Origin of the sequence: Streptomyces sp. RK9, from assembly GCF_045070545.1 — a bacterium.
Taxonomy (GTDB): Bacteria; Actinomycetota; Actinomycetes; order Streptomycetales; family Streptomycetaceae; genus Streptomyces; species Streptomyces alboflavus.
The window spans coordinates 4,815,536-4,840,952 of sequence record NZ_CP173703.1; the positions used below are offsets into that span (position 1 = coordinate 4,815,536).

30 protein-coding genes and 4 pseudogenes are annotated in these 25,417 nt (G+C 68.4%); 17 read left to right on the plus strand and 17 right to left on the minus strand.

The window, feature by feature from the left end; all coding sequences use genetic code 11:
• Positions 1-5 precede the first annotated feature (5 nt).
• A complete protein-coding gene (locus tag AB6L24_RS19900; protein WP_405656922.1) occupies positions 6-917 on the plus strand; it encodes an alpha/beta fold hydrolase in 912 nt (303 codons plus the stop codon).
• Between the two features lie 88 nt (positions 918-1,005).
• On the opposite strand, the gene AB6L24_RS19905 is transcribed toward AB6L24_RS19900, so the two are convergent.
• The 6 genes and pseudogenes from AB6L24_RS19905 to AB6L24_RS19930 all read right to left on the minus strand — a co-directional run bounded on the left by AB6L24_RS19905 (position 1,006) and on the right by AB6L24_RS19930 (position 4,944).
• Positions 1,006-1,410: a hypothetical protein gene (locus tag AB6L24_RS19905; protein WP_405656923.1), complete on the minus strand. Its 405-nt coding sequence runs from the start codon at positions 1,408-1,410 to the stop codon at positions 1,006-1,008.
• Positions 1,411-1,651: 241 nt separating this feature from the next.
• Entirely contained in the window at positions 1,652-1,927 is a 276-nt protein-coding gene (locus AB6L24_RS19910; RefSeq protein WP_405656924.1) for a DUF1905 domain-containing protein, read from the minus strand.
• A 226-nt stretch (positions 1,928-2,153) separates the two neighbouring features.
• Positions 2,154-3,419 carry a serine hydrolase domain-containing protein gene (locus AB6L24_RS19915; protein WP_405656925.1) on the minus strand — a complete coding sequence of 422 codons (1,266 nt, stop codon included), beginning with the start codon at positions 3,417-3,419 and terminating at the stop codon, positions 2,154-2,156.
• A 351-nt stretch (positions 3,420-3,770) separates the two neighbouring features.
• Positions 3,771-4,214 (minus strand): DUF2267 domain-containing protein, encoded by a 444-nt coding sequence (locus AB6L24_RS19920; protein WP_405656926.1) that lies wholly within the window; start codon positions 4,212-4,214, stop codon positions 3,771-3,773.
• A 78-nt stretch (positions 4,215-4,292) separates the two neighbouring features.
• Positions 4,293-4,400: pseudogene (locus tag AB6L24_RS19925) on the minus strand (DUF2267 domain-containing protein); the annotation flags it as partial.
• A 112-nt stretch (positions 4,401-4,512) separates the two neighbouring features.
• On the minus strand, positions 4,513-4,944 hold the full coding sequence (locus AB6L24_RS19930) for an Hsp20/alpha crystallin family protein (protein ID WP_405656927.1): 432 nt from the start codon (positions 4,942-4,944) through the stop codon (positions 4,513-4,515).
• A 126-nt stretch (positions 4,945-5,070) separates the two neighbouring features.
• Between AB6L24_RS19930 and AB6L24_RS19935 the strand changes: the two genes are divergently transcribed.
• Positions 5,071-5,721 carry a type III effector protein gene (locus AB6L24_RS19935; RefSeq protein WP_405656928.1) on the plus strand — a complete coding sequence of 217 codons (651 nt, stop codon included), beginning with the start codon at positions 5,071-5,073 and terminating at the stop codon, positions 5,719-5,721.
• Between the two features lie 116 nt (positions 5,722-5,837).
• Entirely contained in the window at positions 5,838-7,751 is a 1,914-nt protein-coding gene (htpG, locus tag AB6L24_RS19940; protein WP_405656930.1) for a molecular chaperone HtpG, read from the plus strand.
• 527 nt (positions 7,752-8,278) lie between these two features.
• Here htpG and AB6L24_RS19945 read toward each other — a convergent pair.
• Positions 8,279-8,722 carry a DUF2867 domain-containing protein gene (locus tag AB6L24_RS19945; RefSeq protein WP_405656931.1) on the minus strand — a complete coding sequence of 148 codons (444 nt, stop codon included), beginning with the start codon at positions 8,720-8,722 and terminating at the stop codon, positions 8,279-8,281.
• Between the two features lie 84 nt (positions 8,723-8,806).
• Here AB6L24_RS19945 and AB6L24_RS19950 point away from each other — a divergent pair, with 84 nt between their 5' ends.
• Positions 8,807-9,013 carry a TetR-like C-terminal domain-containing protein gene (locus AB6L24_RS19950; protein ID WP_405656932.1) on the plus strand — a complete coding sequence of 69 codons (207 nt, stop codon included), beginning with the start codon at positions 8,807-8,809 and terminating at the stop codon, positions 9,011-9,013.
• An 85-nt stretch (positions 9,014-9,098) separates the two neighbouring features.
• On the opposite strand, the gene AB6L24_RS19955 is transcribed toward AB6L24_RS19950, so the two are convergent.
• Positions 9,099-9,353, minus strand: a complete 255-nt coding sequence (locus AB6L24_RS19955) for a hypothetical protein (protein WP_405656933.1) — start codon at positions 9,351-9,353, stop codon at positions 9,099-9,101.
• Between the two features lie 54 nt (positions 9,354-9,407).
• On the opposite strand from AB6L24_RS19955, the gene AB6L24_RS19960 reads away from it, so the two are divergent.
• Positions 9,408-9,584 (plus strand): hypothetical protein, encoded by a 177-nt coding sequence (locus AB6L24_RS19960; protein ID WP_405656934.1) that lies wholly within the window; start codon positions 9,408-9,410, stop codon positions 9,582-9,584.
• A 197-nt stretch (positions 9,585-9,781) separates the two neighbouring features.
• Positions 9,782-10,270 (plus strand): DUF4265 domain-containing protein, encoded by a 489-nt coding sequence (locus tag AB6L24_RS19965; RefSeq protein ID WP_405656936.1) that lies wholly within the window; start codon positions 9,782-9,784, stop codon positions 10,268-10,270.
• Positions 10,271-10,658: 388 nt separating this feature from the next.
• On the opposite strand, the gene AB6L24_RS19970 is transcribed toward AB6L24_RS19965, so the two are convergent.
• On the minus strand, positions 10,659-10,835 hold the full coding sequence (locus tag AB6L24_RS19970) for a hypothetical protein (RefSeq protein WP_405656938.1): 177 nt from the start codon (positions 10,833-10,835) through the stop codon (positions 10,659-10,661).
• 675 nt (positions 10,836-11,510) lie between these two features.
• Positions 11,511-11,939: a hypothetical protein gene (locus tag AB6L24_RS19975; RefSeq protein WP_405656940.1), complete on the minus strand. Its 429-nt coding sequence runs from the start codon at positions 11,937-11,939 to the stop codon at positions 11,511-11,513.
• Between the two features lie 525 nt (positions 11,940-12,464).
• Between AB6L24_RS19975 and AB6L24_RS19980 the strand changes: the two genes are divergently transcribed.
• The 5 genes from AB6L24_RS19980 to AB6L24_RS20000 all read left to right on the plus strand — a co-directional run bounded on the left by AB6L24_RS19980 (position 12,465) and on the right by AB6L24_RS20000 (position 16,059).
• Positions 12,465-13,835: a hypothetical protein gene (locus AB6L24_RS19980; protein WP_405656942.1), complete on the plus strand. Its 1,371-nt coding sequence runs from the start codon at positions 12,465-12,467 to the stop codon at positions 13,833-13,835.
• Between the two features lie 91 nt (positions 13,836-13,926).
• The gene (locus AB6L24_RS19985; protein ID WP_405656943.1) at positions 13,927-14,505 is read left to right on the plus strand and encodes a hypothetical protein; all 579 of its coding nucleotides are present in this window, start codon (positions 13,927-13,929) and stop codon (positions 14,503-14,505) included.
• A 110-nt stretch (positions 14,506-14,615) separates the two neighbouring features.
• Entirely contained in the window at positions 14,616-14,933 is a 318-nt protein-coding gene (locus AB6L24_RS19990; protein ID WP_405656944.1) for a Tn3 family transposase, read from the plus strand.
• Between the two features lie 204 nt (positions 14,934-15,137).
• Positions 15,138-15,374 (plus strand): hypothetical protein, encoded by a 237-nt coding sequence (locus tag AB6L24_RS19995; protein WP_405656945.1) that lies wholly within the window; start codon positions 15,138-15,140, stop codon positions 15,372-15,374.
• Positions 15,375-15,597: 223 nt separating this feature from the next.
• Positions 15,598-16,059 (plus strand): hypothetical protein, encoded by a 462-nt coding sequence (locus AB6L24_RS20000; protein ID WP_405656946.1) that lies wholly within the window; start codon positions 15,598-15,600, stop codon positions 16,057-16,059.
• A gap of 196 nt (positions 16,060-16,255) precedes the next feature.
• Here the strand turns inward: AB6L24_RS20000 and AB6L24_RS20005 are convergent, their stop codons facing one another.
• Together AB6L24_RS20005 and AB6L24_RS20010 are read right to left on the minus strand one after the other, a co-directional pair.
• Positions 16,256-16,582 carry a hypothetical protein gene (locus AB6L24_RS20005; protein WP_380889269.1) on the minus strand — a complete coding sequence of 109 codons (327 nt, stop codon included), beginning with the start codon at positions 16,580-16,582 and terminating at the stop codon, positions 16,256-16,258.
• A gap of 12 nt (positions 16,583-16,594) precedes the next feature.
• Positions 16,595-16,909 (minus strand): hypothetical protein, encoded by a 315-nt coding sequence (locus AB6L24_RS20010; RefSeq protein WP_380889267.1) that lies wholly within the window; start codon positions 16,907-16,909, stop codon positions 16,595-16,597.
• A 717-nt stretch (positions 16,910-17,626) separates the two neighbouring features.
• Between AB6L24_RS20010 and AB6L24_RS20015 the strand changes: the two genes are divergently transcribed.
• Positions 17,627-17,947 (plus strand): hypothetical protein, encoded by a 321-nt coding sequence (locus AB6L24_RS20015; RefSeq protein ID WP_405656948.1) that lies wholly within the window; start codon positions 17,627-17,629, stop codon positions 17,945-17,947.
• 472 nt (positions 17,948-18,419) lie between these two features.
• Here the strand turns inward: AB6L24_RS20015 and AB6L24_RS20020 are convergent.
• The 3 genes and pseudogenes from AB6L24_RS20020 to AB6L24_RS20030 all read right to left on the minus strand — a co-directional run.
• Positions 18,420-18,666: pseudogene (locus AB6L24_RS20020) on the minus strand (transposase); the annotation flags it as partial.
• Between the two features lie 293 nt (positions 18,667-18,959).
• Positions 18,960-19,562: a hypothetical protein gene (locus AB6L24_RS20025; protein ID WP_405656949.1), complete on the minus strand. Its 603-nt coding sequence runs from the start codon at positions 19,560-19,562 to the stop codon at positions 18,960-18,962.
• Positions 19,563-19,579: 17 nt separating this feature from the next.
• The gene (locus AB6L24_RS20030; protein ID WP_405656951.1) at positions 19,580-19,750 is read right to left on the minus strand and encodes a hypothetical protein; all 171 of its coding nucleotides are present in this window, start codon (positions 19,748-19,750) and stop codon (positions 19,580-19,582) included.
• A 72-nt stretch (positions 19,751-19,822) separates the two neighbouring features.
• Between AB6L24_RS20030 and AB6L24_RS20035 the strand changes: the two are divergent.
• Together AB6L24_RS20035 and AB6L24_RS20040 are read left to right on the plus strand one after the other, a co-directional pair.
• Positions 19,823-20,086, plus strand: a pseudogene (locus tag AB6L24_RS20035) (DUF6009 family protein); the annotation flags it as partial.
• A gap of 17 nt (positions 20,087-20,103) precedes the next feature.
• On the plus strand, positions 20,104-20,670 hold the full coding sequence (locus AB6L24_RS20040; RefSeq protein ID WP_405656952.1) for a hypothetical protein: 567 nt from the start codon (positions 20,104-20,106) through the stop codon (positions 20,668-20,670).
• 51 nt (positions 20,671-20,721) lie between these two features.
• Here the strand turns inward: AB6L24_RS20040 and AB6L24_RS20045 are convergent, their stop codons facing one another.
• A complete protein-coding gene (locus AB6L24_RS20045) occupies positions 20,722-21,861 on the minus strand; it encodes a protein-L-isoaspartate O-methyltransferase (RefSeq protein ID WP_405656953.1) in 1,140 nt (379 codons plus the stop codon).
• A gap of 627 nt (positions 21,862-22,488) precedes the next feature.
• Between AB6L24_RS20045 and AB6L24_RS20050 the strand changes: the two genes are divergently transcribed.
• The 3 genes from AB6L24_RS20050 (at position 22,489) to AB6L24_RS20060 (ending at position 24,875) form a co-directional block, all read left to right on the plus strand.
• On the plus strand, positions 22,489-23,823 hold the full coding sequence (locus AB6L24_RS20050) for a hypothetical protein (protein WP_405656954.1): 1,335 nt from the start codon (positions 22,489-22,491) through the stop codon (positions 23,821-23,823).
• Positions 23,824-24,008: 185 nt separating this feature from the next.
• The gene (locus tag AB6L24_RS20055) at positions 24,009-24,641 is read left to right on the plus strand and encodes a DUF6461 domain-containing protein (protein WP_405656955.1); all 633 of its coding nucleotides are present in this window, start codon (positions 24,009-24,011) and stop codon (positions 24,639-24,641) included.
• A gap of 117 nt (positions 24,642-24,758) precedes the next feature.
• Positions 24,759-24,875 (plus strand): DUF5713 family protein, encoded by a 117-nt coding sequence (locus AB6L24_RS20060; protein ID WP_405656956.1) that lies wholly within the window; start codon positions 24,759-24,761, stop codon positions 24,873-24,875.
• A 175-nt stretch (positions 24,876-25,050) separates the two neighbouring features.
• Here AB6L24_RS20060 and AB6L24_RS20065 read toward each other — a convergent pair.
• Positions 25,051-25,338, minus strand: a pseudogene (locus AB6L24_RS20065) (DUF1524 domain-containing protein); the annotation flags it as partial.
• Positions 25,339-25,417 lie beyond the last annotated feature (79 nt).

Consider the following 25,417-nt stretch of genomic DNA (forward strand, 5'->3'; position numbering starts at 1 on the left):
CGTTCGTGCCCGAGACCCCTTGCACCCTCGTCGGTCTGCCCCGGCCCGACGGCGCGCGTCTGGCTCTCTACCTGCACGGGCCGAAGAACCCTGACCTGGTGATCGTTCTGGCCCACGGATGGCAGGCGACCTCTGCCATCTGGGACAAGACCGTGGAACAGCTGAACCGACCGTCCACTCTCATCGTGCGCTACGACCAGCGCGGACACGGCCGTTCCACCTCCGGCACCGCACGGCCGTCGATGTCGCTGCTGGCCGACGACATCCAGGCCGTCATCGCCGCCACCGCGCCCGGAGACGTCCCGGTCGTCCTCGTCGGCCACTCCATGGGAGGCGCCGCGGTCCTCACCCTGGCCGCGTCCCGCCCCCGCCTCTTCGGGGAGAAAGTGATCGCGGCCCTGCTCGTGGCCACCAGCAGCGGCGGCCTCGACCTTGCTGCCGCCGGATTTCCGCTGCGGACACGGCTGGTCGGCGTGCTGCGCCACGCCATGGCCGGCCTGTGCATTCACGCCCCCGGTGTGGCGTTGCGCCTGCACAACCTGTGGCAGGCGCGGTTGAGCACGCAGCCCCCGATGGATGTCGCCGGGCGGTGGTTCAAGGCACTGATGCGTCACGAGGTCACCGAGCTGGGGGCTTTGCGGCGGATCCCGGTGCACATCCTGGTGGGGGAGGAGGACCCCACGGTTCCGCCGGTCCACTCACATCGCCTGGCCGAGCAGATCCCGACCGCTGAACTGCAGGTCGTCGAGCGGGGCTGTCATCGTCTGCCCACCCGGCACTCGTCCGTCGTCGTCTCCGTGATCGAGCGCACCTGCTCCGACGCCCTGCAAGGGTGCGGCAGCCGGTCGCCCGTGGAGAAGACCGACGGCCCCGTGGCCGGCCTGGGCCCGGCCGCGGTCCCCACACCGCTGGCGTGACGTCGAGCAGGGGTCCCCCGCGGAGGTGTCGACAGCGTCGGGGCGTCCTCCGAAGCGGTGCCGGTCACCCCCATGTATGTGGTGGCCGTCATGCTCCGCTGTCGCGGCAGGGGGCAGCTCGATGTCGCAGTGCTTTCGTGCACTCCACGGCTTTGCGCGCGGCGAGGTAGCCCGCGATTCTGAAGGCGAGTTCGTGGGAGGTATCGGCGCGGGCGTGCCGCAGGACGACCCGGGTGGCGGTGATGATTGCGTGCTCGGGCAGCCTGAGTTGTTCCTCGATCCCCGCAGCGGCGGCTGCGAAGAAGCGGGGAAGGTCCTCGGCGGGTTCATACAGCACCGTCAGGTCTCGGGCCGTCTCGAAGACGAAGCCGTCGGCTGCGGGCTCGAAGTCGACCTCTGTCTCTGCGAAGTGCGGTGAGCAGTTCTGCTTTCGATGCAGGATGTGCACGCCGCGGATCGGGTACGGCGGAAACCGGGGCGGCGCTGAGGTCATGCCGGAACGCTACCCGCTGTGCTTCGGCCGTGGTGATGGGAGGGAAGGGCTTGGTGGGGACGGTGGCCTCGACGCTCAAGTGCTCGGCGATCGCCTCACCGTGCGCGTCGGCGACCTTGCCGATGGCGTGGGGGAGCGTCTCCTCCTCGGTGGCGTGTCGATGGTGGCCGGAGCGCGGGAGCTGGGGCGGTGCTGTGCGTTCGGCACAACCAGCCGCCCGCGCGCCATCTCAGCTTCGGTGTCACTTGATGCGTGCCTCGAGGTGGATGGTGACCTCGTCACCGGGGCCCTTTCCGAGCAACTCGCGCACGTCGGCCTTGACGGGCAGCTTGTGCGTACCGTCACCCAGCGCCATGAAGGAACTCTGGAACGGGTGACCGTCGATCGTTCCTCGGATTCTTACGAGCCCGCGGGTGCCGAAGAATTCGGCTGACCCGGGCATCACCACATAGGTCCAGCCGCCCTTGTTCGGGCTTTTCTGCAGCGTCGCGGTGAACTCTTTGTCCAGTGCGGTCATGACACGCTCCTACTCGACGATAACGAGGACGTTTCTGCTCCAGCGGAACATCCATCCGCTTGGCCAGCCCCAGGACGCCGACGTAGAACTCGACGGCTCTGTCCTGCTCGCTGACGGGAACGGCGACGATGCCGACGCCAGGGATCCGTGCCTTGTCGGCCTCAGTCATCGGCGCTCTCTCCGGTGTGGTGAATTCACCCCTTAGGACCTGCGAGCCCGGCAAAACTCATCGCTCCGACCGGCGCGGGCCGATGACGGCGCGGGTCTCCTCCTCGATGATCTCCCATAGTGGCGCGCCGTCGCGGTTGGTGAGGATGACGCCGACCCAGCCGGTGTCGGGGTAGATGGTCCAGTTGGCGCCGACGCCGGGGTTGGCGCCGGCGCGGCTCCACACCCACTGGCCGCTGACGAGGTTGACCGGCATCTGGTAGGACCCGAACGACGCGTCGGCCGGGGCTGCTCGGCGGGCTGGGCCGCTCCCTTCGGGGGCCAGGGGGATCTTGGGTCCAGTGAACAGTTCGGCGTAGTGCCGGTCCAGCACTGTTCCGTCGCCCAACGCACGCGCGAACCGGACCAGATCCGGCGCGGTGGCGAAGCCGCCGTCCCCAGGGGCGTCGATGAAGGCGCGGCCCGGGTTCTTGCCCAGGACCCACGGGTCTGGGCTGCCCTTGTCCAGATTGCGGACCGCGTCCACGTGGCTGCCGTCGGCCAGTGCCATGTACGGGTGCGCGATGTGCTGATCGGCGAGCCACTGCGGCCTGGTGTAGAACCCCGAACCGGTCATGCCGCAGCGCTTGAAAATGTTCTCCTGGACGTAGTCCCAGTAGGTCTGGCCGGTCACGGCTTCGATGATCTGCGCGGGAATGGCGACCTCGGCGCCGGAGTGGCTGCTGGGTGTGCCAGGGGGTCCCTCCGGCGTCGCCTGCCGGGCCCACTGCTCGTAGAACTCGTGCACCTCCTTCCGGCTCTGGAATGTGCGTTGCACGTCCTCATCCGGGGTTTTCATCCCGGAGGTGCCGGTGAGCAGGTGGTGGATGGTGACCTGCTCGGCGATCTTCTTCGCATAACCCGTCAGGTGCGTGCCCACCGTGTCCGACAGCTGCAGCTGGCCCCGCTGCGCCAGCTGCAGGATGGCCACCGCATGGAACGGCTTGCCCGCCGAGCTGAGGCTGAACGCGGTGTTCTCGCCGTTGGGGATCCCCTTCTCATTGTCGGCCATGCCGTAGCTGCGCGACAGCACCGTCCGGCCCCGGTGCGACAGCAACACCACACCGGAGAACCTGCCTTCGGCGGCCAGCTTCGCCACGTACCGGTCGTAGGCGCCGCCGGGCCGGGCGTCCGACGGGATGCCGGAGCCGGCCGGGGCCCCATCGGCACGGGCGGGCCGGGTACCCACCAGCGGCGCTCCCACTGTCACCAGCCCCGCGGCCGCTGGCCCGCCCCACCCCAACAGCCGCCGCCGGGCGACACCACCCACGGAATCCGAATCCATGATCACGGTCCCTTTCTGGTCGACGACCGACCGTGCCTCCACCCAAGACCGGCGACTGTTGCGGTGGCGTATGAGTTTTTCGATACGCCCGCGATACACCCGGCCGCGATACACCCGGCACCCCCTACCCACCACCTGGCCGAAGAGCTGTCGATCGTGACGTTCGACGTCAGGCAGGGCCAAGAAGGGCCCCCAGGCCGACACCACCGACTCAGCCTGAGCTTCACGGGCCCGGGGGCCGCTGAGCTCGCCACAAGGCCCTGCTCCCTCCGGTTCCCCGGAGGGAGCAGGGCCTTCGTGTTCTTCCGCGTTCGGCCTTTCCGATATTCCCCCGGGGGTGTGTCTCGGAGGCTATGCGGCGGGGGTGAGGTCGGCTTGGCCGAAGAGCAGGGCGTAGCCGGTGGGGAACCGGCGGAGGATGCGGGTGATCAGGTGGGGGCCGGCATGGGCTGTGACGGCGGCGAAGACGGAGCCGATGTCCCAGCGGGTGGTGGCAAGGGACGCGCCGGAGCGGGTGGCGAGGCCCTTGACGAAGTCCCGGCCGGTCAGTGGCTGGGTGTCGGGGATCTGCGTGGTCAGCACGCGGGCCGCCTCCAGGGGCAGGCAGCGGGCCAGGTCGACGCGTTCGTCGCCGGTCAGTTGGCGCCCGAGTCCGGCGAGCACCTCCCGGACTGCTTCTTCGGCCCGTTCACGGGTGGGGTAGGCGCCTTCGTATCGGACCTTCTCCAGCATCTGCTCGTACGCCGTCGAGCAGGGCTGCCGGTGCTCGGGCGTGATGCGCGCGTCGGTGATCACTGCGGGACATGCCTTTCGGGAGCAGGGCAGCGCCGGGCACGGCGCTGCCGGTCTTGGTCAGGTGGGCTGGGGGCGGCCGCCGAGCAGGGCCAGCACCACGCGCGCCGCACGCTCGGCTTCCTCCGCGGTGCCGTATTCGCCTCGTTCCTTCACATGGTCGGGGAACGCCTCGCGTCTCCAGGGCATCAGCCGCCCCTGCGTGGGCGTCGGGCTGCGTACGGGGTACGGAGAGGGGAGTGCGGAGGACGGGGAGGGGGAGGGATCAGGTGGCCGTCCTCCGCACCGATTCCGGACTGCGTCAGCCGGAGATCTCCTTGTGGCCGGAGCCGGCGTTGATGGAGACCTTGCGGGGCTTGGCCCGTTCTGCGATCGGGATGCGCAAGGTGAGGACGCCGGCCTCGTAGTCGGCCTGGATGCGTTCGGTGTCGAGGGTGTCGGCGAGCACGATCTGGCGGGAGAAGGCGCCAAGTGGCCGCTCGGACAGCTCCATCTTGATGGCGTCGGCCTTGGCCATCGGTCGTCGCTCGGCCTTGACGGTCAGCATGTTCCGCTCGACGTCGATGTCGATCGCGTCGGCGGCAACGCCGGGGACATCGAAGGCCACCACGTACTCGTCACCCTCACGGTAGGCGTCCATCGGCATCACCGACGGCTTCGACCAGGTGCCTGGGCCCATCAACTGCTGCGTGATCCGGTCCATCTCACGGAAGGGGTCAGTGCGCATCAACATCGTGAAACACCTCCAGCAGGTTCGAGCGGTTGCTGCCAATGCGCTGCACTGGCACTGTTGTAACGTGTCATCGGATGGATGACAATCGTGGTGTCATCGTGTCGATGACCTTTGAAGGAGGTGCCTGTGACCGCAGCCGACCAGCCGCCCGCGACCCGTACCGAGGCCCACAGCCCGACGTCCTTCTTGGCCGCCGCGGCAGCCCTGGCCGCCATGGACGACGCGTTGCGCGACGCCCACAACGAGCCCTCCGACGCCGCTGGGCCCGGCCCCGAGCAGGCCCTGGCCTCCCTGATGCTGCTGCGTCAGGTGCGTGAGCAGCTCGCCGGCTGGGAGACCGGCCTGATCGAGACCGCCCGCGACGCAGGTGCCAGCTGGGCCGACTTGGCGCGCCCCCTCGGTGTCGCCAGCCGTCAGGCGGCAGAGCGCCGCTACCTCCGCGGTCGCCCCGGCCCCGCCGGCACCACCGGAGAGCAGCGTGTACAGGCCACCCGCGAACGCCGCGCGGCCGACCGCAGCGCCGCCACCTGGGCCCGTGCCCACGCCGCCGACCTGCGCCGCTTCGCCGGACAGATCACCGCGCTCGCCCACCTCGCGCCCGAAGCGCGTTCAGCTCAGGCCGCCCTGCATACCGCTCTCGGCGCCGCGGACGCCGTCGAACTCATCGAACCCCTGCTCGGCATGCGTCCCTACCTCGATGCCCGCCACACCGGTCTCGTCGACTCACTGAACGCCCTCGAAGCCCACCGCGCGACGCCAGCCTCCGACGAAGACTGACTCGCACACGCAAAGTCATCATCCGGACGCGGTACGCCCCGCCTGCGCGTCACGCCGACGGCACCCCTCGCGCCCGAGTCCCCTCCGTATCCGACCTTCCGTCGAAAGGACCCAGCATGGCCAGCAGCGTCGAGACGCTGGAATTCCAGGCCGAGACCCGCCAGTTGCTCCGACTGGTGATCCACTCGATCTACTCGAACAAGGACATCTTCCTGCGCGAGCTGATCTCGAACGCCTCCGACGCCCTGGACAAACTGAGGCTGGCATCGCTGACCGACGCCGACCTCACCGAGAACGGCACCGCTGACCTGCACATCTCACTGGAGGTCGACAAGGATGCCCGCACCCTGACCGTCCGCGACAACGGCATCGGCATGACCCGGGACGAACTCGTGGAGCTGATCGGCACCATCGCCAAGTCCGGCACCGCCAGCCTGCTGGAAAAGATCAAAGAGTCCCAGGACGCCGCCACTGCGGAGAGTCTGATCGGGCAGTTCGGCGTCGGCTTCTACTCGGCGTTCATGGTCGCCGACAAGGTCACCGTGCGCACCCGGCGGGCCGGCACCGACTCCGGTACCCAGTGGGAGTCCGACGGCGAGAACTCCTACACCGTCCAGGCCGCCGACGACCTCCCCGTCGGCACCTCGGTCACCCTGCACCTCAAGCCCGCCGACAGCGAGGACGGACTCGCCGACTACCTCGCCGAACCGAAGATCCGGCAGATCGTCAAGCGCTACTCGGACTTCATCCGCTGGCCGATCCGCATGGCCACCGACCGGACCGACGCCGACGGCGCGATCACCACCGACCTCGACACGCTCAACTCGATGAAGGCACTGTGGGCCCGGCCGCGCAGCGAGGTGAGCGAGGGCGAATACCACGAGTTCTACCAGCAGATCAGCCACGACTGGCTGCCCCCGGCCGAGACGATCCACATGCGTGCCGAAGGCACCTTCGAATACGAGGCGCTGCTGTTCATCCCGTCGCAGGCCCCCTTCGACCTGTACTCCCGCGAGTCCAAGTCCGGCGTGCAGCTGTACGTCAAGCGGGTGTTCATCATGGACGACTGCGAAGCGCTCATGCCGCACTACCTGCGCTTCGTCAAGGGTGTCGTGGACGCCCACGACCTGTCGCTGAACGTCTCCCGTGAGCTTCTCCAGCACGACCGCCAGATCCAAGGTGTACGCCGACGCCTGATCAAGAAGGTACTCGGCGCCATCAAGGACATGCAGGCCAAGGACACCGAGCGCTACAGCAAGGTCTGGGCCCAGTTCGGCCGGGCACTGAAGGAAGGCCTGCTCGAAGACCCGGACAACACCGAGGCCCTGCTGGAGCTGGTCTCGGCTGCCTCCACCCACGACCCGGACAAGACCACCACGCTGCGCGAGTACGTCGAGCGCATGAAAGACGGCCAGGACACCATCTACTACCTGACCGGCGAGAGCCGCGCCATGGTGGAGAACTCCCCGCACATGGAAGCCTTCGCCGCCAAGGGCTACGAGGTGCTCATCCTCACCGACCCCATCGACGAGGTGTGGGTCGACCAGGTCCCCGCGTTCGACGGCCATCGTCTGCAGTCCATCGCCAAGGGCCAAGTCGACCTCGACGAGACCGCCGACGGCGAGAACGAGACCGACAAGGCCCGGCGCGAGCAGGACTTCGCCGCACTGCTGCCCTGGCTGACCACCACCCTGTCCGACCACGTCAAGCAGGTACGCCTCTCCTCACGCCTGACGACCTCGGCAGCCTGCATCGTCGGCGACGCCCACGATGTGACACCCACCCTGGAAAAGATGTACCGGGCCATGGGCCAGCAGATCCCCACCGTCAAACGGATCCTGGAACTCAACCCCACACACCCCCTGATCACCGCCCTGCGCACCGCACACCACGCAAACGCAGAGGCCCCCGCGTTGACAGAGATCGCCGAGCTGATCTATGGCAGCGCACTGCTCGCCGAAGGAGGCGACCTGCCCGACCCCACCCGCTTCACCCGGCTCCTCACCGACCACCTGACCCGCACCCTGTAGCCACACAAGCAGCCCGGCCAGGGGAACCCGTCTGCTCCGGCACCCCGTTCGGGGCGCCGGAGCAGACGGACGCGCGACATGCGGGGGCAGTGCACGGTCCGCGCCGACCCGCCGCCCCATCCAGTCGGAGGGCGGCCGGCACCTGGAGCTTGCTGGCGATCAGCGGCACCATCACCCTCGCCTTGCCTCGCCTCGATCGGACTCCGGCTTCACTCTTGATCCGCCGGACACGTTCTGGCTCCGCCCGAGCGCGGCTCGCCCGGAGGCTAGCGTCGTCGTCCCTGAGGAGGCCGTGGCTGGCCTGTTATGACAGCCGGTGCCGCCGGTGCGTCGGCTTGCTTGGACGTTGTGCAGAGCCCTTGCCTTCCAGCCGCAAGCGGCACCGGCGAAGCTCTCGACGACAAGAGACAGCAGGGGTTGTCGACGGACCTGCTCTGTGGTTGGCCGGACATGAACGATTCCACCACGGGGGAGTCGCGTGGCGAGGGCGCTGCCGCTGTGACGGCCAGCAGGCGGGTGCGTTCCTGTCAGGCGCGTTCCCATTGGCGGGTCAGTGCCGGGTAGATGAGTAGGCAGCGGAACGGGGCGATGAAGGCCATGTAGAGCCGTCCGAACAGTCCGTTGGGTTTGACCAGGGCCGCCATGCGCAGTTCGAATCCGCCGTCGCCGGTCGATACCCAGCCCAGGTGCATGATGGCGTGGCAGGTCTTGTTGGCCAGTTCGCGGGCGGCTTCGTTGTCGAGCTGGAAGACCTCGACGAACGGGTCGGTGCTGGGAGCCATGCGGTCCGCGGCCCGGGCGAGGTCGCTCGGCAGGCGGTCGTGGAGCGAGGCGACCCGCCCGTCCAGGCCCGCCCGGGGGCCGTCCCAGCCGAGCAGGCCGCCCAACTTCCAGTGCACCGCCGGCAGGAACCGGGTCATGGCGGGCTGCTTACGGGTGTCGTAGGACTTCTTCAGTGCGTCGAGTATCACGGGGAAGTCGTCGGGTCCGGCGCCGGGGGCGCTGACGGCGTGGGCAAGGGGGCGGTCTACCGGCGGCACGCCACCAAACAGGAAATGATCTTCGACGTCCTCGTGCCGGACCAGTTCCTGGCCGTGGCGCCCGACCGCGGATCGCTCCGCGCCGATCTGGCCACCGTGCTCGCCGAGGTCGCCGACAGCATGGCCTCGCCACCGCCTGGGACCGTTCCCGGCCTGCTGGCCGATATCCACGCCGACCCCGCGCTGCTCGACCGCTTCGACGCGAAGTACCTCGGCGCTTAAGTCACTGGCTCACCGCGGGAATCGTCTGGGGCGGCGGGAGGTCCGGAGCCGGCGAGGGCGAGTGCCGCGTCGAGGAGTGCAGAGGTCAGCGCAGGGAGTCGCTCGGGGACTCCGACAGCAGATACAGCCAGGCGAAGACGGGGCCGACCAACAGGGCGTTGAGGACGGCCGGGTCGGGTTGGGTGGGGGGCCCGCGGCGATCGGCCTCATCCCAGCCCGATGGGAGCTCGTCGGTGAGGGGCAGGGGCAGGGGCTGGTGTCTGGGTCCCAGCCGGTCGGCCAGCTTGCTGTACTCGAGGTCGATCGCCTCTCTCGCCGTGGCCTTCAGTATGAACCGCACCACCTCATACCGTGTCTTCTCCCGATGAGCGTGTCCGCGCGGAGGGAGCGAGGGATGGAACCGTCCGAGAGTTCGGCTTCTGCGGTGACGAACACGATCAGCGGCGGTGTGTTCTTCCACGCGGTGATCCAGGGCCGGGACATCACCGTGACGCTGCCCCCGCAGATCACCCCGGCATTGTCCGGACTGCCTGCCGACGTCCCAGGTGCCCATGTTGTCTCCCGGTCTTGATGTTGACCGAGGGCATCCTGACAGAGACCACTGACAGCCGCGCCGCCCAAGGGATGCCAACGAGCTAGCTGGCATCACCGTCACCCTGGCGCTGCTCCAGGACACGACGTTCACCTGCTCCACCATCCGGATCCGGTGACATCTTCCGTCCGCACTCCCATGTCCGATCATGCGGATGTGGCGTGGATGATGGCGTCGTGACGAACATCAGTGACGACCACGTGAAGGTCCACTTCCGGATGGACATAGACGAGGACGGCTGGCCGCCGGCGAGCGTCGAGAGCCTGTGGGCCGTAGACCTTGGCGACGGCACCGTCCGGCTGGACAACACCCCGTGGTTCGTCCGTGGCGTCGCCAGCGACGACATCATCCGGGTTGAGATCGACGATGAGGGCATCCGCTGGGCTGGGGAGACGGTCCAAGCTTCGGAGAACTGCACGATCCGGCTGATCGTGTTGAAGGACGGCGGTTCGGCTGCTGCCCGGCAGAGCGTTCTGGAGATCTTCCACAAGCTCGGCACGACGGGTGAGAGCATCGAGCGGTACCGGATGGTGGCGCTGGATGTCCCGCCGGAGGCCAACCTGCCGCGAATCCGCAAGCTTCTGGAACATGGTGCAGCGGAAGGCTGGTGGCACTGGGAGGAAGGGTGCGTCACCGCTGCTTGGAGGTCCACGGCCACGGACTGAGCGACTACGCGTGCTGCCTCAGGGTCCCGAAGTCTCTGTTGGTGGCGCCGTGCGTGATCGGGCGCATGACGCATGGTTCCCGGGACGCCCTTCGCTCCCTTGCCTTGCAGCATCTGTCGCCCGGGGATGCCGAGAAGTAGATTGGTCTGCTTCGCCCTGGCGTGCGTCTTGAGGTAGCGACTGGCTCTGACGACGTGGCGGGTCGGCTTGGTGGCCTGGCAGCGGCAGACCCAAGTCCTGCGCGACCGCAGCCGCCGGGCCTTCCCCGAGACCACCACGGCTCCGGGCGATTCCCTGCCGCCGCTCGATCAGGTGCGTGCACAGCACCGCCGTCACGCGGCCACCGAGGCCGCAGCCCTCAACCGGGCCCGAGCCGACCATGCCGCCCTCACACGCGCAGCGGCACCCGTCTCCAGCACGGCCGGAGGCTGCTGATGACCAGGACCTGGTGGACCGTCACGAGGCCGCCGCCGAGCTTGGCGTCACCGCGGGCACCGGGAGCACCTACGAGCGCGGTCTGCGGCTGGCCGAGCAGGTCGTCCTGGTCCCGGCCAAGGGGCGGCACCGAGCACCGCCGAGCTCTCCGCAGTCAGCGCATCGCCGACCTGATCAGCGGAGACCGCCGAGCGCCTGGGACACCCAACGGTGACCCACTGCAACGCTGCGGTGATCGCCGAGGCGACATCCATGCCTGCAGCCCGCGTCCGTATCTGCAGCGCCATCGTCCCGATGACGCGCGATGGGGCGCAGGCGCGCGCGTGGCTGTAGGAAGAGGACCTCGTGGCGGCGGGCCTCGAGGGCATTGTGATCAAGCCGTGGTCGCACGGCTATCCGGCGGGCCTCTGGGGCTGGCTCAAGCTCAGGCCGAGCGAGCCGCGCGACGCCGTGGCCCTCGGGTACACCGGCCGTGCGGGGCCCCGGGCCGAATGGTCGTCGACCTCGATGACGGTCCCGGGCCGTCCACGCCGCTGAGTGTCGCCCTGCGTCACACTGACTCAGGCGCTCCAATCGAGCGGCGCGGGCGCCCGGACGGCACGCCTGCCGGACGGCGGTCCCCGTGGAGGTCGCCCGCGGCTCGACGCGGCACGCGGCCACCACGTCCTCCGGCTCGACTACGGCTAAGGGGAAGTTCCTTACTTCTTCCGCCACGTTCAGCGATGCTCACGTCGTCCCGGCCTGCGCATTCGCTGATGGTAAGCCGTATCGGAGTGGTCCGATACGGCCTACTTCCGTATCCCGCCTAATCCACCGTGCATTCGACGAGGCCGAGCGCTGTGCTCGTGCATTTGGCGATCTCGTCGCTTTGGATCTTGGTGTAGACGTAGGTGCTCACCCAGGTCCAGTGTCCGTCGTCGCCCCATCGGACCTTGTACTCGTTCTGGCCGCCGCGGGGACGCAGCGAATCGGCGTCGAACCACGTGCCTGTCTGGGTGTGCGGAGCGATGTTCTCGATGGTGCAGTCGAACGTCTTGTTGGAGATCTTCGACCCCCCGTCCTTGTTCCAAATCTTGCACCTGGAGGAGCCGCCTTCGAGATCACCCGCGTCGAAGTAGTACGGCGTCCTGTTGTCGATGGTTCCGAAGACCCCCGCCGACGCTGTGCCCGAGCCGACCAGCGTCAGCGCTCCAGCCGCGGCGAGAAGCCCCGCACCCCTGAACACATGCCGCATGATTCCCCCTCTTGTCGCCCTACCCGTTGATGTTGGTGCAGGCCGCCTGTCCCGGCGGCGCTGAGCAACAGTGGCAGCGCCGTCACCCCAGCGGGTAGTTGCCTCGCGTCCCAGAAGCACGGGGGACAGCGGCGCCCCTGTGAACTGCGGGGATACGCGATGTGGGGACACGTGGGGAGGCCGCTCCCAAGCAACCGACATGCCTCTCAAAGCCGCGGCTACCCACGTTGCGTTAGGAGTTCTTGGGCACCGGGTCGTCGTGCGCTGGGGTGCCGGGGCGTCATACCTTCGTGAGGCCCGGCAGGGCGCGGCGTCGGCGGCGCTCCCCGTCCGGGGCGGCGAGACCAGAACGAGGCGCGCGCCAAGGCGAACTTTCAGAGGATGTCTCTACCGAGGGTCGCAGCCGCAGCCGCGAGCAGGGCCGGTTGTCAGTGCCGCGTGGTGGTCTGGGAGGGACCGGTGCCGCGGTCCGGCACCTGACGAGCCGGACCGGGCCGCATTGCCGACCGACAGTGGAGGCGGATCATGGGGCTGTTCAACCGCACCCCCGGGCACGACGACCACGACACCACCGGCTCTCGGTGGCTTCAGCCGCCCTCGGCCACGGACGGGCAGGCGGTGTTCGACCAGGCGGAGTTCGCCGACGGCTACGCGATCTTACGGTGGCAGACCCCGCGCGGCGCCCTCGGCCTGGCGCACTCCCTGATCGACGGCAACGCCACCTGCACGGCCGTCGTGAGCGCGCTACGCCGCCAGCACAAGGAGCGCCTCGCCGACCGGTACGCGTGCGTGGTCGTGGCCCAGTCCAGCACCCAGGTCACGGTGTCCGACGCGCACGTGCCCCAGCTGCTCGCCTACGACCCCGCCACCGTCCAGCAGCACGAGACGACCTGGCGGCAGCTCGCCGCGGTGCTCGGGCAGCGGGCAACGTACTTCTTTGCCGTGCTCCGCGACCGCGACGCGATCGCCGCGTGGCGCCCCGGCGCGCCCCCGGCACAGGCCCCGGCCTGTCACGCGACCACGCCCGTCAGCGCCCTGGCCGAACTCGCCGCCGGTGAGCCGGAGGGATCCCCGGCCGCTGCGGCGTGCTGGTACCTCGCCCGCGAGGCCCGCCGCCGCGACCACACCACGGTCACCACCGAAATCGCCGACCTGCGCAAGAACATCGCGAAGGGTGGTGACGGCGCCCACCTGGTCCTCGGCGCCGTCCCCGCCGAACTACGACACCCCAGACCCGTGGAACCGCCGGAAGTCGTGCGCCGGGCAGGCTGGCTGGCCATCACCGAGCGCCGCGACGTCCTCGCCCACCGCGCCGCCGACTTCGCCCAGCGCTGGGACGGCGGCCAGCACTGGCACACCGGCGCCCTCGTCTCCGCCCGGCCCAGCTCCTGCCCCACGGCCCGCGAATGGGCCACCCGCCTGCAGCCCGCAGACCGCGACCAGTACCCCAGCGTCCTGGAGAAGATGCTGCTCGGCACCGCCCCCGACGCGAGCCCCAAGGACCTCCTCACCGACCCCGTCACCGGCATCCCGGCGGTGCGCTCACACGAATCGGAGCGGGAGATCGCCACGTTCGCGCTGCAACGCCTGCCCACCAACTCCCCGCTCGCCGCCCTCACCGTCAGCAGCCACACGGTGTGGATCCGCACTCTGGACGACACCCTGTGGTTCGCCCCCGAACTCCCCGGCTACGGGGTGAGCTGGGGCTACCCCGGCACCGGCTGCCACACCCTGGCCGAACTCCTCGACGCCCTGCTCGACGACATCTCCGCGCCCGCCATGACCGCGGGGGCTCCCGAAGCACCGCACGGACTGCTCGAACTGCTGACCGCCAACCCGCAGGACGGATCGACGACCTATACCCGCGACCAGCTGCTGGCCGCCCGGGCCAGCTGACCGCGACCCGCAGGGCGACCGCCCGGAACACGCCTGCGAGAACGCTCGCCCTGCGGGCAACACCCCCAACGTGAGGATGAGGAGGCAGTTCATGGCACTCGTGGAAGCGGTGGACGGCCTGTTCGGCGTCCTGGACGCTGGAGAGATCCCCGCCCACACCGCGGACTGGTCCAACGGCCTGGTCGCGGTCATGTCCTCCGGCGCGCTGATCGCCACCGGCGTGAGCGACGGCCCCGTCCGCGTCACCGTAGCCACCAGCGCCGGTCCGCCGCCCCCACCATCGGACCGGTGGGACGGGTGGGAGGAGGTCATCGAGGTCACCGTGCACGCCCCCACCGGCCGCCTGCGCGTACAGTCCCTGGAACTTGGCGACGTCCACGATCTGCCCGTGCTGAGCACCCGCGGCAGTGGGCCCTACCGGCTGCGCCTCCATGCCCGCGGCCGCACCCTCGCCCCCGGCAAGGTCTGTGACGAGCCCGTCGAGGACTACCTGCTGCACCTGTGGCCCGCAGGACCACCCGACGAAACACGCATCCTGCGGGCCAGCGAGGAGATCGAACGCTCCTTGCGCACTCCGGCGCCCCCTCCCGGCCCCGACCCGCACGCGCCGGACGCCCGCACCATCGTGGAACGCGAACGCCTGCTCCGCGGGGGCAACCCGCCAGGGTGAACCGAGCTCCGGCACATGGCCTTCACGACCCGGCAAGAGTGACGGAAGGCCAACTTCCCCTGCCCGTGCCCTGAACGCCTCAGTGGTCCTCCGGCTCATCCGCATAGTCGATGCGAGCACCGGTCTGTTCGGCGGCACGGGCGCACACCCGCCGGTGCCAGGCAGCCGACCTGCACCTGCTCCAGTCCGCTCTCGTGCACGTCAACACCCTGCTGGTGCAGCAGGTCCTGGCCGAACCCGCGTGGGCGAAGAAGCTGAGCGACGAGGACCGGCGCGGACTGACCGCGCTGTTCTGGTCCAATGTCAACCCGTACGGCACCTTCCGCCTGGACATGGACAAGCGGCTCGATCTCGGACTGCCGCTCTCTGTGCCGCACCCCCGTACGCCGTCGGATGCGACAGCCCGTCCCCGAGCGGAGAAGGGATGAGCGCCCCGTGCCTGCTGGCCTGCGCCTCTACGGCGGCACCCGCCCGAAGGCCAGCCGCACGACCAGGCCCACGACGGCTCTCACGCACCGTTCCATGAGATCTCGGGCGCGATCTGGTGGGAAGAGAGGCCCTGCCGAAACGATCACCAGTGTGGTTGGCTCACCTTGGCATGGTTCAGACGGTCAGACGAAAAGGGGCGGGGCATGGCAGACCCGGAGCAGCAGTTCAGGGAGACCATGGCGCAGTATCTGGCGGACCAGATCGCGGTCTCTCGATCTGTCGATGAAGTCCGGGACTTCCTCATGGCTTTCGCCGCAAAGCTGGGCAGCTTCGAGGAGCAGGCCAAGGAGTACTTCGAAGGTGTAGTGGAGCGGATCGCCAAGGGCGAGGACCACAGGGTCATCGCCGAGGAACTCAAGCAGGAAATCCTCGCGCTCTGACACATGCTAGCTGCGGCTGGATGGGACGCGAGTCCGGCGCGGGGAGGGGCGGTCGGGCCAGCGTGGCCCGCCCCTCCCCGCTCTTCCACGCCGCGCGGCCGGCCTCAGTCTGACGCAGAGAAGAAGGCCAGCGCAGGGTCCCGTGGCTTTGTTCATGAGAACCGGTTCTGACGCGAGTCGGACACGGCAGATCTCAAACCCGGTCTGAGATCCATACCCCTCGATGACGATCCGCGTTCATCTATCGACCGGCTGCTCCTACGCCTTCGAGCGGGACGAACTCGACCCCGAAGCCCATCGGCGGGCCCTGCTCGATCTCGCCGAGCGCCTCGGGCTGCGGCTGCGCACCACCGGCCAGGTCGCCGTGCGCCTCGCGCTGAGCGTGTCGTACGCCGACGGGTCCACCACGCAGCGCTCACGAATTCTGGCCGAACCCACCGCCCACACACCTGCGTTACGGGCCGACGCGTATGACCTGTACGAACGGCTCGGCCTCCAGCGTGCCCGCGTACGCGCGATCAGCCTGCGCGTCGAGCTCACCGAAACCCACAACGCCGTCCAACAACTGCTCCTGGATCCGGCAGACGGCAAACGCCGCGGCATCGAACGGGCCGCTGACCGGGCACGCGCCAGGTTCGGAGAGCACGCCGTCGGCCCCGGCGCCCTCGCACGGCCGAGAGCATGACCAGGGCTGCAGTGTGCGTGCCGTCGACGGTTCTTGGGGCTGCGGCGGTGATGCCGTGCCGCTGTGCCCAGTCGTACAGAGGCTGGCTCGGGAAGTAGGGCATGCGTCGGTCCCGTACGAGCGCGCCGTCGGTCCAGACAAGCCACGATCCCCGCACCTCAGCGGTGCGGGGATCGTGGCTTGTCCGTACAGGCTGCTAGTCGATGCGCTCTCCGAGCTTGGCTGACTGCTTCTCCGCGTTCTTCGTGTGCCACCACTCAAACAGGCGGATACGGAACTCTGTGGCGACAGCACGCACCAGATGGTGGGGAGGTGTTCCGTTGAACAGCGCCATCTGCGACCTGTCGCTGTCCAGGCGCACCCGCCATCGCTCGCGGTAGGCCACGAGTTCCAGGACGAGAGTGAAACTGCGGCCGTGTTCCACCACATCCAGGGCGGTGACGTTCAACTCGGCCTGTGTATCGTCCAGTTGCCCCATGAGGTGCGGCACGAGCAGGTCCCGTACCTCTTCGGCTGTGGCCATAGCCCTTTCCTCCTAGCAGGAAGCGGCGAGACTCGACGGCTTGTACGCGGTGATGACGCCCTGCGGCTTGATCCGGGGATCAGCGCTGTAGGCCCCGGGATTCGTGACGACCTTGAACAGCGTCCTGGGAGGACAGCCGGCGAACTTGCGCTCGTAGACGACCTGACCGGGCTGGTCCACGGTGATGGTACCGCTCCACACCGTCTTATTGATCTTCTTGTCGAAATTGCCGCTCCACCGCCCCTCGTCCACCAGGTGCTTGTAGCCCCAGTTCTTGGTGCCGCAGCGCAGCGGGACCATGACGGGCCCGCGGTAGTACTTCTTCACGACGTGCTTCCTGGGCTTGCCCGTACACGCGTTGGAGGCGACACCCGCAACGGTGGGCCCGTCCGCGGCCCACGCAGACTCAGCCGCCAGCGGCATGGCCAGGCATGACACCAGCACCCCCGCAGAAAACTTCCTTGCGATATTCAACGAAACCCCCTCGATGACGACTACTTCGTGTACACACCTACCAGCGAGAAGCGGATCACAGTTCTCCGAAGTACGGGTATGACGCGAACGCGATTAAGGAGTGACCGGCTCGCCATGGCACTGGAAAGCATTGACCGCCGCGCACACCTGGCCCTCAATCCCCACGCCCGCGACTCGCAGGGTCCGACGCAGTGACGCAGGCCTGGCCCCCAGGAAAACCTGTCACCCGGCGAGGCGACGCGGAGCCCCCATCCTGACCGCCGGAGTCCAGGGGGCAGAACGGTGAGCTGACTACCCCTTGCGGATACACTTCCGATAGTGAAACTGCCGCCATGCAGATATCCAAGCAACTGCGTTGGATCGGTCGCCGCTCAATAGTTGCGAATCTGTGTACTCGCATATGGGCTGGACTACTTCTAGAGATAGCGAATGAAGCGGCAGCGTTTCGCTGACGTATCCGTGAGGCCCCGCAGCCCGGGTCCAAGACTGCGCCGACGCGGCTTCGGGAGCAGTGAAGACCGGAGGAGCGCCCCTATCTCATTGGTCAAGGCCGTGGGCCAGGATGGCGCCATGACGACCTGGTTTCGCACCTACTGCGAGGACGACGATCTGTGGCTGTACTTCGAGGCCGATGACGCCGGATGGGCGGCGCGACAGGTCGAGGTCCGGGGGCAGGACTCGCGTCCGGTGACTGCGGCTTCCTTGGAGGAGATGCTTCACTTGCGTGATCATGCTGATCTCGCGGCGATGCGCCGCTATGAACAGCAGTACGGCCTTCTCGCCGAGGGCCCCATGGACGGCTGGCAGGGCCAGCCGCGGGCAGCCGAGATCACTGCGGAGGAGTTCGAGTGGGTGTGGGCTGAAGCACGGCGAGCTCTCGACGATTCCTGACTTGGCGGGCTGCACTTCATACCTGCTCGACCCACAAGAAGGGCGCACGCTTACCGCCGAGGGCCCAGAACGCTTACCACGGCCGGAGTTACGGCCTTGTGACCCCTGTAGGGCACTGGTGGACAGCGACGTGGTGAACACCACGGCGAACAGTGCCCTATGGGACAGAGCGAACTTGAGAAGCAGATAGACGAGGCCACCGACGCGCTCCTCTCGGGCATGGGACGCCTCCTCGCCGGACAGGACCTCGACGGCGTGAACGACGGAGCCGCCCGCGCCCGCGTCACCCCATGTGGGCATCGCTTCCGGCTCTCCTGGATGCGACGGCCACGGCACTGGAGACCGGCGAGGCGGTGGACGGTTACCTGCCTGTGGCAGTCGATGAGGACGAGCTGGACTGGGAGCTCTAGTGGTCAGGCCACTGCAACGGCCGGGGAGACCCTCGGCTTGCCACGTCCGGATAGACGGAGTGCCGGATGAGTCTGCGGGCCATGAGCGTGATAGCGGCGAGGGTGAGTATCTGCTCGGAGTGCTCGGGCCGGGTCTCGTAGTCGCGGACGTTGCGGCGCGCGTGCAACAACCACGCCAGCGACCTCTCAACCACCCAGCGCCTCGGCAGGATCACGAAACCCTTGGCGCCCTTGGGCCTGCTCACAGTTTTTGATCGTCAGGTGGAGGAAGGTCTTGGCCCAGTCGACGAGGGTGCCCGCGTATGAGCTTGTGTCTCGATGGTGACAAGAGACCATCGTGCGGGCTCTTCAGACGGGCCTGTCCTGGCTGATCAGGGGTTAGTGTGGTGTGGGCATTTGGCTTTGGGTGTGATGATCGCCTTGGCGGCCAGGCGCCTCAGCGGCGGCTGGTTGGGAGGGCTGCTAACCCTGCTCCCCGCGGACCGACGTGTCCGCGGGCCGGCCGCCTGCAGCAGACCCTTCAACCGCTTCTTTCGCGGCTTTCAGCGCGCGCTGGGCGGCCCACAGCGGGTACCCGAGGCGTTGGTGAATCCCTTCGGCCGTCAGCTCGGCATCATCCTGGAGTAGCCGGCGTACCGCAGCCGCGCGGGCGCGTGCGAGGGCACGTTGCGCCGTGTCAGTAGTGACGCCGAGTTCAACGGCCGCTGCGGCGGCCGTGATGGCCGGATCGCGCTCCAACAACTGGGCCGCGCGTGGGGCGATGCTGCCTCGCGACTGCCGACGGGCCGGCCGGGGGAAGAGCCGGGGCCGGGGCGATCGTCGAGCCAGTCCAGGACCTCGCCGCGGCGCCAATGGTCCACTTCCGCCACGGCGACGAGGTCCGGGCGCGGGCGCATGCCCGGCAGGTTCGCATACCGGTCCCACGTCCGCGGTTCTACATCCGCGAGCTCCGCGGCCTCGTTGCGGTCCAGCAGGTCATCCCGACTGTCTTCCTCCGGCAGGGCCGGCACGGGCCTGCCCGCGTGGAAGGCATCGACCTGTTCACCGTCCCACAGAAGCACCCGCGCCCGGGCAGAACTGATCGGCTCGGGATGTCCGGGCACCTTGTGGAGCCTCTGGTTCCTGAACGACTTCGCAGACTTGCCCGCCGCCGCGGCGAGGTCGGTAAGCGTACGAACCTGGCAGTCTCGGCCAGCGCGGATCACGATGAAAGCCCTTCTTCCTATAGCGAGGCAACGGGGTCATCCTGCTGCAGCTTGTACAGCTCGGCGAACAGCCCGCCAGCCGCGAGCCGGGAGTCGAAGTCCCCTTCCTCGACGATCCGCCCGCTTTCCAGGACGACAATGCGGTCGGCTAGGCGCACGTTGGCCAGCCGGTGCGTGACGAACACCATGGTGCGCCCGGCCGCCAGGCGGCGCAAAGCGACTGAAGCGGCTGAAGGCTTCTGTATATGACGCACACGCTCGACGGACGTCTGGTCGGCTACGCCGTCCTCGGGCCCCAGGCGGCCAAGTCCTCTCCCTCGGGCACGTTCCGCCGACGGGTGATGTGGCTGCTGCCCCACGACCACGACACCGACCCCGACGGCCTCTACGCGACCGGTGCCCTCGCCGAGGCCGTCGACCCCCGCACCCTCGAAGCCGGCGCCAAGGGCCACAAGACCGAACGCTCCGAGGGCGGCCCTCCGTCGACCGCCATGCGGGAACTGGGCATAACCCTGCCTCTGTGACGCTATCGTCACAGCCCATGACAAGCGCCCTGGAAGTGGGAGACGCGGCCACCTGGGGCGGAACCCTCGTCACGCTCCTGGTGGCCCTCTACGCCGTGTGGCAGGGACACTGGCAGGCACGCGAGCAGGCGGAACGCGACCGCCTGCAGACCGAGGCCGCCGCCCTCGCGCACCGTCAGGTCGAGGCCGCGGAACGCCGCGCCTACTCCGTCGAGCGCATGATCGAGGGCTGGATCGCAGAACAGCCCGCTGATGGGCTGGACCCGGCAACACCCGTGCCCCCCGGACCCGGTAGCGCGGCGGAGCCGGCGCCGACGGGCTCCACCCATGCGGCGCACTGGACCCTGACACGCAAGAGCAAGCACATGTACGTGCTGCGCAACGACAGCACCCTGACCGTGACGGGCGTGCACGTGGACGACGCGAACATCACCTTCGGAAGGGCCCTTCCGGAAGACGGTGTCCTGCGCCCGGGGGAGTCCGCCGAGTTCATGATGGCCGCCACCCTCGGCGGACCACTTCCCAACGAGATCTGGGTCCGCTGGGACGGCGTTGAGGAGCCCGTCGCCGTTCCCGTTCCCTGATCCGCAAGGCAAGCCGTGGGCTGCCGCCCTCGGCTTGAGACGGGTTCGTCTTCAGGTGAGGGGCCACCGTGGGCCGGTGGCAGGGTCGTGTGCCCACATGTACTGGGTGGCGCCGCCGTTTTGGACGGTCATGCCGTAGTCGTACAGGTCGGGGCGGCCGGCGTCGTGCCATGCGTCCCAGGCTGTCTCGAGTTCGTCGGCCAGGCGCCGCGGCCCGCCCTGGTCGGCGATGGTCTTGCCGTCCCCGAGCGCGGACAGCACGGCCCAGGACGAGGCGCCGTCGTGGATCCAGGAGTTGAGGCCGTCCTCGTCGGCGGCGACAGTGATTCGGACGTCGGGCAGGGCGACGCGCAGCGCGAACCGCAGGTGCGCGTCGCCGTGGAGCGGGGCCAGGTCGCGCAGGAAAGGCCGTTCGTCGTCGCTGTCACCGCTGCCGCGAACCTGGAGGAAGCCGGGCTCGGCCACTTCGGTGCCGCGGGCGGGCATGAACTGCGCGAGGCCTTGGACCCAGCCGGTGGCGGACTGTCCGTCCTCGGCGACGGTGAGGGCCACATGCCCCAGGCGCCCCCAGGGAGCGACGATCCGTCCGCCCGGTCGGGTCTGGGCGAGCCACGCCCACGGGATCCGCTCGACGGCGTAGGTGGCGATCACCCGGTCGTAGAACGCGCCGGCCGGCCAGCCGCTGTTGCCGTCGGCCGCCTGAACGGATACCGACGCCCCCGCCCGCTCCAGGGCCCGGCGCGCCGCGCCGGCCAGGCGGGGATCGGTCTCGACGCTGATGGTGCGGTGTGGTCCGGCGCGCCAGTCGAGCAGGGCGGCGTTCCAGCCGCAGCCCGTTCCCAGCTCCAGGACGCGGTGGCCGGGTTCCAGGAGCAGGGAGTCGAGCATGTCGACCACCACGGCCTGGCACGACAGGCTCGAGGTGGCAAGCCCGGCCGTGATCTGTGTGACGGCCGCCGTGTCCGGCCCGGCGTACACCTCGCCCGCCCACCGCTCCGGATCCCGGCCGCGGTCCACCGGCACATACCTGTTCCCGTCCCACGACCACAAGCGTTCGGGTGCGAAGTCGTGCCGGGGCAGAGCCTCGATGGTCTGCCGGATCCATGCGGAGCGCCGCGGCCAGGCCCCTCGCTGCTCCATGGCCGCGGCCAGGCGGTGCTGCAGCTCGCCGAGCTCGGAGACGATCGTCACCTGGGTGACCTACTTCTTGTGTTTGCCGTCGCTGGGCGGGGGAGGGGGGACCTGCCCGTCGCTGTTGCCGGGCGGTGGTTTGCCCTGGCTCGGATCCGCGGGCGGTTTCTCGTGCTTGCCCATGCCCAGGTCTCCCTTCCGCGGGGTGGCCGACGAGCACATGCTGACGCATCACACAGCCTCCGGGAAGACGGCGAGCCCTTGCCGGGACACGGAACGGCCAGCCGGGCTCCCCTGAGGGCAGCGGGGAGGTCGTGACCGTTCACGCGGAGCTGAGTGGCGGTGTTGATGTCCGCTTCGGTGACGGGGTGCTGATCAACGTCCTGGGTCCTGGCCTGGACCCGGCGTCCCAGCCCGGTACATGACGAGCCCAGCCGCTGGCCGGGCATCAGGAAACCCACGGCTTCCGGTAGTCGGGCTGCTCTCCCTCCGATTGCGGGTTGTGCCCTTGGACGCTGTCGGGCCGTCAGCCAGCGCGGGGCGCTGACTGACGGTGATCTTTGACGAAGTGATCACGTCATGATTGCCTGATGCGCTGACATGGGCGTATACGTCCGAACAACTCCACAGGGGGGCACTTTGCGTACTGGGCGCAGGAGATCCTTGATAGCCGCTGCAGCGTCAATCGTGCTGCTGCTCACGCCACTTGAGGCCAGTGCTGAATCGGCGGCGCCGCCCCGGACGGCGGTCCCGGCGGGCGAGACCGTACCGGCGGAGCCTGCCGAGGATCCGGAACCGAGCTCACAGGAGTTCCAGACTCTGCCCGAACCTGCCCCCGCGCCCGGGCGCTCCGGCTGCGACGAACAGCACCTCAAGGAGCTCAGGGACGCCGGCCAGGAGCGGGCCGTGTGCGTCGAATGGGGAGACCCACAGGAAGCGCCGAAGAGGAAAGCAGCCCAGCCCGGCCGTGCAGCAAAGTCTGCGGCGAGCACATTCTGGTGCTCTAACCAAAATATGGACAAGACGTATGTGACGCGCACCTCCATCTGCTCACGGCGCTCTATGACCATTCTCCTGGTCGATACGATGACCGGCCGGGTCTGGGGCAAGGCCCGCGGCTACACCGAGCAGGAGATCAACACCAAGAACAACTCCGTCGAGTTCGACGAGCACTTCAAGTTCCATCTCACGAAATCCGACCTCACGTCCTCATTGATGACGGTGAAGGTGGAGTCGATCTGCTCGCTCGACGACAGCTGCAAGCAGAGCTCCGGGCCATGGGCCGAGAAGCCCCAGCCGATCACGGTCGGCCAGTCGGTCGAGGGACACTGGACCCGCTCCTGGAACGGTAACAAGGGGCGGAAGACCTTCCTTCTCCAGTACGACATCATCGTCAATATCGCGTCGAGCTTCGGTGACCTTTCATGGGGGGGCCACCGGGAGCCGGGAGGCGGTACGTACAAGGTCCGCTGCGACAACAGCGTAACCAAGTACGCGGGTTGTGTCGTGCCGAGTTTCACTCCGACCCTGGTGGTGCCCAAGAAGCACAAGGAGGCCCGCCTCTTCATTGCCGTGGCCCAGGCGAGCATGTCCACCCACCCAGGCCTTGAAGGGGGCGGGAAGCCCCTTCACCGTGAAGGCAGCGAAGCACAGGCGAAGAAGAACCGGGACATTGTCTGCGACAAGACCTTCAAAGCCGCCTCGAACACACCCAAGCCTTCGTGCGACGAGTATCCCTTCGCCAGATCCAAGGAGAGCGGCAGACGGCTCGGGGTGACGTCTGGAAAATCATGCCAGTGGTACTGGGTCGCCGAGGACACGGTGAACGGCAAGAAGAACCGGCTGCTCATGTGGGACGGCCTGTTCGAGGCCAAGCTTCCTCCGGCGAACGCGAAGTGCGCCCGCGCGAGCATGCCCGCAGGCCAGAACAAGGGCGTAGGCGGGGAGCTCGGAAAGAAGACCTCGGAATGGCGTCTCCTCAACAATGACGCCTACTGGGTAGACGTCGGCGCCAAGAAGTAACAGAAGCGCACGCGCAGTGGTCCGGCCCGCCCACGGCCGGCCGGACCACTGGCCCGCGGCGAGAGTGCCAGACCCGCACTTCCATCGAGCTGCCAGACCCGGGTACGCTCACAGCGGCCGGGCCGCCCCCTGGCGAACCCGCTGAAAGAACTCCGGCAGTCGAGAAGTTGAGGACGCGTAGCGAAGTGAGTGCAACAACATTCCCGAACTCGCATCTGTATGAATTCGGATACTGCGTCATCTTCGCGAAGGGAATCTCCCCGACTGAGCTCCTGGCCAGAGTGGCGGGCGAGGACAAAACTCCGACTCCCCTGAGCCGTGCGGAAGCTGATGCCATTCAGCAGCTGGGCGAAGACCTCGAAGAGGGAGACATCCCGGGGCTGGACCTAGATGAGCTCCGCGACAGCGGCATGCTCGACAACGACCACACCCTGCTCCGCGCAGGGAGCCATGGTGACTGGGCCTTCGCCGTCGAGGCAGTGGGCCTCTATCTGGCCGAGGACGAGATCCTCGAATCCGCCTCACGCGGCACGGCCGCGCTCTCCGTCACCCTCAGCGACTCAACCGCCGGCTGGATCGCCTACGCACAGGACGGAGAGATCCTGTCGTCGTTCGATCCACTCTTCCCCGAGCAGGACCACGGGACGAACCCCCAAGTCCTCGAAGACCTCACGGGATACCGGGAAGCGATCGCAGGCGGCGAGCGTGCGGACTCCTACGAGAGCGCACTCCACAAAATCCAGCGAGAACTCCGCTGCGCCGTGCCCCAAGCAGCCGACGAAGCATCCATGCCTGCTGTCCGCGTTGTGGAAGATTGACACAACCCAGGCGCGTCGCCGCTGACACAGCCCCGCGCCTGATTTCAGCCGCTGTCCGTCGGTAACTGCACGCACACCCGGGCCTTGTCCCAGCGCAGGCACGATGCCGGTGGCGGCATGTCTGCGCAGACGGCTGCACGCGAAGTGCTCGCCGAGGACCTCTGGTTGGTGGCGTCGGCCTACGGGTTCGGGGACGCGGACGTAGAGCAGCTGACCGCCACCCGGAACTGGTGAGCGACGGCCCAAGGTCACTTGCCGAACGCCCCTGTGCCTGGACTGGCACAGGGGCGCCCCCGCACGAGTACGAACTCACCCGAAGCGGACCGGGATCCCGGCCCGGGTGTCCGCTGCCCCGCCATAAGCGCGGGGTCCTGTCCCGTTGAAGGACGGAAAGCGCAGCCTGGCTCGGCTATCGTGCGAGTTCCACCTCGATGGGGGTGTTCGGGCACTCGCCCAGGGTGCTGGCGAGCGCGGTGGCCTCGGCCGCGTCGACGGCCAGGCCCCAGCGGGTCTTGACGGTGACCCAGGTGGTCGCGTAGGTGCAGCGGTAGCCCGCAGCCGGTGGCATCCAGGTGGCCGGGTCCTGGTCGGACTTCGACCGGTTGCTGGCCGCGGTGACCGCGATCAGGGACCGCTCGTCGTCGAGATCGTTCGCGTACGCCTCACGCTCCGCGGGCGTCCAACTGCTCGCCCCAGCTGGTGGGGGGCGCTATTCCAAGTGAGCGGTATTCGACCTCGGGGAACTTGGGTACTGCCCTTGGGGGATCTGTTGGGGT